Here is a 7,975-nt window from a genome sequence, read left to right on the forward strand (position 1 = left end):
TAGTTAAATTAAGGGGCATATTTACTTGATTTGTTGCAGATTACTAATTGTAATGAATATTTCATCATCAGTTCTTTGCTTATCATAATCAATGTTAATTTGAGTAGGATAGCCAAGTGTCGGGTTATATTGTACAGTCAAGTTGTCTGCTTTTTGAATGAACGCATTTCTAATGATATTAAAGACTTTAGGAATTGTATTATATTTTTCAAATAATCCTGTATCTACTGGATTTTTACTATATTTATAAGTAATGGAAGTTGTGACTCCATTCCGTACTTCAATAATCGCTGGTTCTGTGGCTTTGGGGAAACAGAAGCAACTTCTAGTAAATTCATAGCGATAGTTAGAGATTTTTTTATATTTCCATAATCGGGAATTAATCTTAAAATTTTCTAAAGCGAAACTATTAGACGCTAGTTTTTGGGCTACCTGTATAGGAGGTTGAGATATTACAGGTGTACTCAAACCCAAAAACGTAACTAAAATGGCACTAATTGCAATTGGTAAGCGCATATAAATCCATCCTTAACTTGAATTTCTTAGTAGTTTAACTTCTTAGTAGTTTAACGTGCTTTAAGACCATTGCCAAAAAAATGAAATTATTTTGGCACTCATTCATAGCCTAGTTTTACTCATTTAGACGGACTGCGATCGCATTCAGCAATGACTCGCTCCTCCTTCGCCAACAATCAATAATTTTGCTTCGTAGAAAGGTTTGGTTTCAGATGGGTCTTGCACCCGAAAATAGAAATCAAGAATTTTATTCACATCGCCTGGATCTTTGTAGTCAGCCTTCGTCCCCAAAACCTCTGGTGGAATGGGAACTGGATTTCTACGAAGATCGAGGTTTTAATAAGTCTGATGCGACAAAATATCTAACTTTTTGTATTTAATTTGAATAAAGCCTTTGAGAAATATGAGTGTCTTCGTCGCCCATTGATGGCATAAGTGCAACAGGTAACATTAAGGCGATCGCCCCACTCGTCAGACAAAGAGTGGCAGGAGTAGGCCAAAAGGTGTATCGCCGCAATTTCGACCAAGTAATAAAGGCGCTGTAGTTTACCGTCTGGAAAAAATTTTTATTACAATGCAGATGTCCACTAGGCGGCGTGCTGTCTATCCACGTAAAAGAAGATAATCGATGAGTAATCAATTACAAGACTACAATCCTAGCGGCATAGGTGAAGTAAATGGCAATCTCTTAGGTTTGCCCTGCGATTATGAGTCTGCAAACCTGATTGTCTTTGGTGTGCCGTGGGAAGTCACTGTTTCTTATGGCGCAGGCACTGTTAACGGCCCACAGCGAATTCTCGATGCTTCGATTCAACTAGATTTGTTCGATTTTGATAACCCTGATGGTTGGAAGCAGGGAATTTTCATGGTAGAAATTCCCCAAGATATTTTAGAGAAGAATACATATTACCGCGCCTTGGCAGCAAAAATTATTGAACGATTAGCCCAAGGTAAACAACTCTCTGATACACCAGATTTAACACCTGTTCTCACAGAAATTAATCAAGTTTGTCAACAGGTAAATCAATGGCTGTTTGAAAATTGCCAGCAAGCAATTGATAATGGTAAGCGAGTTGCAGTCATTGGTGGGGATCATAGTTCGCCGTTAGGTTATTTCCAAGCATTAGCGGCTAAGTACGCAAACTATGGCATTTTGCACATTGATGCCCACGCAGATTTACGTGATGCGTATGAGGGATTTGAATTTTCTCATGCGTCTATTATGTTTAATGCGATGAAAATACCGCAAATTTCCAAGCTAGTGCAGGTGGCTTTGCGTGATATTAGTCATGATGAAGTGCAAATGATTGACCAATCTGATAGTCGCATTATTGCATATTACGACGCAGCCATTAAACAAAAGCTTTACTCTGGAACAACTTGGATTGATTTATGCCGAGAAATTATCAGTCATTTACCTGAGTCTGTTTACATTAGCTTTGATGCAGATGGTCTAGATCCCAAACTCTGTCCGAGTACAGGTACTCCTGTTCCAGGTGGGTTGGAATTAGAGCAAACATTTTGTTTATTCCGGGAATTAGTCAATAGTGGGAGAAAAATTATTGGCTTTGATATCTGCGAAGTCGGTGATGGTGAGTGGGATGGTAATGTTGGAGCGCGGGTAGTTTACAAGCTGGCAAATTTAATGGATTTATCTCAGCAGAAAATATAGAAGATAAAGTTGTGGCAGAGTGGGAATGATACTGAACTCATGGCGATGACTACAGCAACTCCTTCGTTGGCGTTGCTGATTTCATGTATAAAAATCATTATGCATGATATCAAAATCTTTGTAGAGACGCTGCATTGCAACGTCTCTACATCTGGATTCATACCGGAATTCAGCAACACCCCTCGTTTCTCACTCTCGAAGAATTCCTCAATATGTATGGATGGGGTTCTCTCCCCAGCAAGAAGTACCCCCTGGCGCTTTTGCGAGTAAGTCGCATACTTCTTCATCCGTAGTTTGGGGAAAGTTTTCGTACCAAAGACCAACGCTTTGGAAATGGCTAGGTGTCAAGATACAAACAATTTTATCTACATTTTCGCATCTTGGGCTGATCCCATTTCATTACTCCAGACTTTACACCCGCCCCGAAATGCTTTGGCAAGGAAAAAAGCTTACCGTAGGTGACAGTAAACCAGTTGCCAGTTCACTTTTCTCCCACTTCCCAATCTTTATTGTTACACTAAACACTGAGCATTTTTTTTACTTTATGTTACAAAATAATTACTTAATAATTTGTAGATGCCAAAATCGAAAAATACAGGAATAATTCAAGTGCTAATTCGCCACCAGCTTCCTTTTGCTTCCATTATCTTTTGCTTACATGATTTTGATACTATCTTTACATTATTCCTTAATTGTATGTGTGGGATAATGCAGAATATACTCCTTCCTTAGGTAATACGTAGTATGATGCTTAGTATTAGAATAAAAACCTCATCCAAATTACCCGTTTAACACTTTTGAATAAAAATTCATAGAGTAGAATCACTGAATATTGCTCAGACATTTTTAAAATTAAAAGCAGGATTTTTTTAATGATCAGCTTAAGTCATTCGGAAAACGGCACAACTAGCAGCACAGCAGCCACTAAGAGGCTGGCAAGGGCGATGATGGTTTCTGGTGGGGAGTTCTCACTGATATTAGCTTGTTGTAACAGTCTTGAAAGGCAGCAGCAAGTGCTGAATGTGTTAACGGAATTTTCATCAGCAGATATCCACGAAATCGTGCTTTCACCTGCAACAGACACATTGTATACAGCTATTACAACTGCTATTGGTGCTACTCAACTCGAAGCTTTGATGGTACGGGGTTTAGAATCTGTAATAGAAATTAACCAACTAATCATCAGTACCAACATTATGCGAAATCAGTTTCGGAAAGAGTTCCAGTTTCCGTTGGTGTTGTGGGTCAATGATGAAATTCTCCGTAAGCTAGTTTGGCTAGCACCCGATTTAAAAGACTGGGCAGCTAGTACTATTAGATTTGATGTACCTCAAAATCAGTTAGTAGAAGCTGAACAACAAGCGATTAGCGCTTAATATTGATTGAGAGTACTTGCAAAATCTTGTATACGGTAAGTTTGAGCCGAGCAAAACCTCCGCTACGGTTCTGTCGCATTCTTTATCTAAAATTAACTTTTATTGAACTCTCGCTTACGAAGGTGAGGCACAAAGTATTGCAAGCTTTTATCGCAATCTATTTTCCCAGCCAGAGGTGTGGGTTAAGCTGTTGCGCCTTTAATTTGCACTAATATTTTTTCAAAATGCCTGTGGGGTGGGCATCTTGCCCGCCCTGATTGTGCAAGTTGTATACATAACAGCTTATCTTTTCCAAGGAACTTCTCATCTAGTGAAGCCTGAGCTTCTGAGTTCTTACTTGATTGACGTAAGCTATAGGGCGTGTTGATTTAGTGTATTTTTATCCAAAATTTGTATAAAGCCTATTTCAGGTAAATGAACTCATTTAATCTGCGATCGCCTAGTTCTAAGGTTGCAAAATTTTTCTCCCACCAGTCCAGCATTGCTTATTACCTTTAACACCCGATTTCAATTACTGTACCGTATTTGCTGTACTGTTTCTTAAATCCTTTTCCACCAACCTTTTCGAGACTTAACGGGAAAAGTCAGGTTGATTGATGTGGTTAATTTCTTTAAAGATTGCTTCGGTTTCTGGTATCTGTTTGATTGGTTTTGTTTTTGCTACCCTTTTTAATCCATAACCTAGTTGATTCAATCGTTGTCGAATTACCTCCGCTGTTGGTAGTTCTTCATCTTGATACCCTTTGATTTCTATCAACTGATGACGTACTTGTGCTGCTGATACCCTGGTATACAACCTTGTACTCTCAAAACTTGGGTCTGTTTGGCTTTGTGATTCTACAATTGACCGTATATCTTCCAGTAAGTTTGGCAGTCTATGTTCAGTTGGTTTGCTGCCTCTGAGCCGGAATGAGTCTGCTATCGACATTCCATGCTCTAACTCCTGCATCCCTTTCCGAATTGTCCGTCGATTCCATCCTAGTTCTCGTTCTGCTATTGTTGCTCCTCCTCGTCCCCATCCTTTCACCACTTCTGCCATGAATTGTCTTCTGTCACTTCCCTTTAGCTTTTGTGCTGTCTTGATGTACAACGACCGAAGACTATCACTTAGTTGGATTAACGATTCTGGAGACATACAGCAGATTGCACACTAATTACTCTCTCAGTATCCCTAGTTTTGGATCATTTTTTCCTTGGATTACTCTTACTTGTTTAGCTTCTTTCTCAAGTAACTTGACGGCAGAAATAAAAAGTTAAAATTAAGTAAATAGCTAATCTAAACCGTGTCTGCCATTACCAGCAATCATAAAAATCTTTTTAACAGGTAAACCTATTTATAAAATATGGATCGTCGGAATTTTCTAAAGTATGTCACTTTAGCAGGATCTAGCTTTACCTTAACTAGTTGCATTCAAGGCAAAAATTCCAACTTCCAGGGTGAGGTATCTCCTTCAGCGTCGTCTGTGGCGGTAAATGAACCTCTGAAAGTGGGATTTGTTTATGCCGATCATGTAGGTGATTTTGGCTGGACTTATGCCCATGATTTAGGTCGCAGAGACATGGAAGCCTATCTTCAAGATAAGGTAAAAACTACCTTTGTGGAAAATGTTAACGAAGGTGCTGATGCCCAAAGGGTGATTCGCCAACTCGCATTAGATGGTAATAAGTTGATTTTTATAACTTCCTTCGGGTACATGAACCCAACAATTAAAGTTGCCAAGGACTTTAGTGATGTTGTCTTTGAACACTGTAGAGGATACAAACGTGCTGCCAATGTCGGCACTTATCTGGGACGCTTTGAAGAACCGCGTTACTTAACCGGCATGATTGCTGGCAAGATGACAAAATCAAATGTAGTTGGTTTTATTGGCGCATACCCAATTCCAGAAGTAATTCGGGGAATCAGTGCATTCACTCAAGGAGTAAGGCTAACAAATCCCCAAGCAAAAGTTAAGGTACTTTGGGTACAAAGCTGGTACGATCCAGCTAAAGAAAGAGAAGCGGCTCAAGGTTTGGTCAATTTAGGTGCGGATGTACTGACGCAGCATACCGATTCTGGTGCTGTTGTCCAATTCGCACAGGAGAAAGGCATTTATGCTTTTGGCTACAACACTGATATGAGTAAGTTTGGTCAAAAAGCCCATCTGACATCAGCTATTAACAAATGGGGCAAATTCTATACAGATAAAGCCTTGGCTGTAATGAATAATACTTGGAAATCTCAAGAGGTTTGGGATGGAATTGGTCAAGGAATGGTGGATATTTCGCCAATGAATCAGGAAATTCCAGGGGATGTGCAACAACTGGTGAATGCGAAGCGTGATGAGTTTATTCAGGGTACTGCACATCCTTTTGATGGCCCGGTGAAAGACCAAAAAGGAGTGGTACAAGTACCAAAAGGTAAGGTTTTGGATGATCAGAGACAACTGGTGATGGATTGGTATGTTGAGGGAATTGAAGGGTCAATTCCTAAGGGCAAAGCCTAGCACTGCTAAACAATACTAGGATTTCTTTTTTGAATTTTGTTGGAATACAATTATGCGTGACTTTTGACTTCTACCTTGCTGCACTAGTCGTGCAACTTGTCAAATAGCCATGCCAAAGCACCATCAACATCAGTAACCTGCTCCCCTGGTGGTATAGCTGGACGATTTACCATAACAACGTTTACGCCGAGTTCTCGCGCTGCAATAATCTTGGGCTTTGTTGCATCGCCACCGCTATTTTTACTTACGATGGTATCAATTTTGTTATGAATCAGGATTTGCCTTTCATTATTGAGGGTAAAGGGCCCGCGATCGCACAATATCATTCCTGCTGGCACTAAAGCATCATTGGTAGGAGGGTCAATCATCCGCATCAGAAACCAAATTTTCTCGCAGTGAGCAAAGGCGGCGAGTTCTTGCCTGCCAACTGTTAAAAATATTCGCTGTGCCTGGTTTGCTACAGATGCGGCGGCGGCTTCAACACTATCAACTTCAATCCAGCGATCGCCACTTTCTTTTTCCCAAGGCGGACGTATTAACATCAGACGGGGTACTCCGACTTCGGTTGCAGCATCCGCCGCATTAAAAGAAATCTGAGTAGCAAAAGGATGGGTTGCATCAATCAATAAGTCGATTTGCATGACTCGCAAATAGCTAGCCAATCCAGCCACACCACCAAAGCCTCCAATCCGTAAATCGCCTAACGGTACTGATGGTTCACGGGTGCGCCCAGCTAAAGATGTGATTGCTTCTAAACCTTGGATAGTCGAGACTTTGGCAGCTAGTTCTGCGGCATCTCCTGTACCACCTAGAATCAAAACGCGCATCATTAAGATAAAGGTGGAATCTTTGCCAAAATGCCTTTTTTTAGCGCTTCTGGACGCTCTGACCAAGGCAGTAAACCATCTGCTTTGGCATAGTACTGACTAGCACATTGTAGTACCGCAGATGCATTACCATCAACAGCTAAATCACCAAATAAATATGTTAATTTGCCTTTAGCAGCAAAGGCAACTACACAGGAACGATTACAAGCACTCATGCATTCAACTTCCTGAATTGGAAATTCATCTCGTAATTCCCAATCTTGTGCAAGCTGCTGAAGTTGAGATAGAAGTTTTTCACCGCCACTTTCACCTAAGCGTTTTCCATCTTGCCAAACGCTAGCACAAGTTTTGCAAACAAATAAAGTATGGTCAGCAACACCCAAGGGACTAGTCGGGGAAATATTTACAGTAGTAGTCATCTGTACCTCGCAGATATGTGGAACTGATAAATCTATTTCGGCGGGCATCCTGACTTACTCAATTTGGGATTTTAGATTACATCTCAAATGAGTTTACAGTTGCGGGACAGCGCCGGATTTGCACCGAACTTTCCCCGTTACCTCTGGTAGCTGCTCCCCACCAGAACCGAATAACCTTATCGATCATACACCCTACTCAAATGGTACTTTGCTTATAAGATGGATTTACACCTTTATCTTGCTTTATCAAGAAAGTATGTGTTATTGTTGATAATCGTGTAGTTAAGGACGTATAGCTCAGTTGGTTAGAGCGCTACGTTGACATCGTAGAGGTCACTGGTTCGAATCCAGTTACGTCCATTTAAGATAATGTCCTTACCAGTACTAGCTACGATGTCAACGTAGCGCTCTAACCAACTTGTTTTCTCTCAGCTTTCTCTCAATTAATACTATTTTATCCCTAAAACAACGAAATAGGGGTAACTAGCTGATTTGAGAGAAGATGATCATTTATCCATACTAATATAATCTGTTCTTATCAATTGTATATCAACCTTCTTGATTAGCTTATATATGCGTACCCGATTAGGGATTGAGCTATTTTCGCCAATAACGCCTCTATTTTCAGTCTCAGGTAGAATGCAAGCTTAAGTCTTATATCGCTTGTTATAGAGAATTG

General features: G+C 40.3%; 9 protein-coding genes, 1 tRNA gene, 1 pseudogene and 1 riboswitch. Of the genes and pseudogenes, 5 read left to right on the top strand and 6 right to left on the bottom strand.

The genetic code is table 11. The features are described from left to right. Positions 1-21: 21 nt before the first annotated feature. Together VE944_RS13525 and VE944_RS13530 are read right to left on the bottom strand one after the other, a co-directional pair. Positions 22-516 (bottom strand): DUF6174 domain-containing protein, encoded by a 495-nt coding sequence (locus VE944_RS13525; RefSeq protein WP_324977776.1) that lies wholly within the window; start codon positions 514-516, stop codon positions 22-24. A gap of 144 nt (positions 517-660) precedes the next feature. Further along, entirely contained in the window at positions 661-807 is a 147-nt protein-coding gene (locus VE944_RS13530) for a hypothetical protein (RefSeq protein WP_324977778.1), read from the bottom strand. Between the two features lie 116 nt (positions 808-923). Here VE944_RS13530 and VE944_RS13535 point away from each other — a divergent pair, with 116 nt between their 5' ends. From VE944_RS13535 to VE944_RS13545, 3 genes are all read left to right on the top strand, one after another. Beyond that, positions 924-1,061, top strand: coding sequence for a hypothetical protein (locus VE944_RS13535; RefSeq protein WP_324977780.1), 138 nt, complete (start codon positions 924-926; stop codon positions 1,059-1,061). An 83-nt stretch (positions 1,062-1,144) separates the two neighbouring features. Then, complete coding sequence (speB, locus tag VE944_RS13540; RefSeq protein ID WP_324977782.1) at positions 1,145-2,188, top strand: agmatinase SpeB; 1,044 nt, start codon at positions 1,145-1,147, stop codon at positions 2,186-2,188. Positions 2,189-3,060: 872 nt separating this feature from the next. After that, positions 3,061-3,564, top strand: a complete 504-nt coding sequence (locus VE944_RS13545; RefSeq protein ID WP_324977783.1) for a hypothetical protein — start codon at positions 3,061-3,063, stop codon at positions 3,562-3,564. A gap of 401 nt (positions 3,565-3,965) precedes the next feature. Here the strand turns inward: VE944_RS13545 and VE944_RS34315 are convergent, their stop codons facing one another. Together VE944_RS34315 and VE944_RS13550 are read right to left on the bottom strand one after the other, a co-directional pair. Next, complete coding sequence (locus VE944_RS34315) at positions 3,966-4,046, bottom strand: IS4/Tn5 family transposase DNA-binding protein (protein WP_422656572.1); 81 nt, start codon at positions 4,044-4,046, stop codon at positions 3,966-3,968. 110 nt (positions 4,047-4,156) lie between these two features. After that, a pseudogene (locus tag VE944_RS13550) lies at positions 4,157-4,699 on the bottom strand (ISAzo13-like element transposase-related protein); the annotation flags it as partial. Between the two features lie 208 nt (positions 4,700-4,907). On the opposite strand from VE944_RS13550, the gene VE944_RS13555 reads away from it, so the two are divergent. Further along, the gene (locus VE944_RS13555) at positions 4,908-6,050 is read left to right on the top strand and encodes a BMP family ABC transporter substrate-binding protein (protein ID WP_324977787.1); all 1,143 of its coding nucleotides are present in this window, start codon (positions 4,908-4,910) and stop codon (positions 6,048-6,050) included. 83 nt (positions 6,051-6,133) lie between these two features. Here the strand turns inward: VE944_RS13555 and VE944_RS13560 are convergent, their stop codons facing one another. Then, positions 6,134-6,877, bottom strand: a complete 744-nt coding sequence (locus tag VE944_RS13560; protein ID WP_324977789.1) for a cobalt-precorrin-6A reductase — start codon at positions 6,875-6,877, stop codon at positions 6,134-6,136. A 2-nt stretch (positions 6,878-6,879) separates the two neighbouring features. Next, positions 6,880-7,296 (bottom strand): DUF1636 domain-containing protein, encoded by a 417-nt coding sequence (locus VE944_RS13565; protein ID WP_324977791.1) that lies wholly within the window; start codon positions 7,294-7,296, stop codon positions 6,880-6,882. A gap of 22 nt (positions 7,297-7,318) precedes the next feature. Continuing rightward, positions 7,319-7,482: riboswitch (cobalamin riboswitch) on the bottom strand. 100 nt (positions 7,483-7,582) lie between these two features. Here VE944_RS13565 and VE944_RS13570 point away from each other — a divergent pair. Further along, a tRNA-Val gene (locus tag VE944_RS13570) sits at positions 7,583-7,656 on the top strand. Positions 7,657-7,975: the final 319 nt, after the last annotated feature.

This window comes from Nostoc sp. (assembly GCF_035638895.1).
GTDB lineage: Bacteria > Cyanobacteriota > Cyanobacteriia > Cyanobacteriales > Nostocaceae > Nostoc.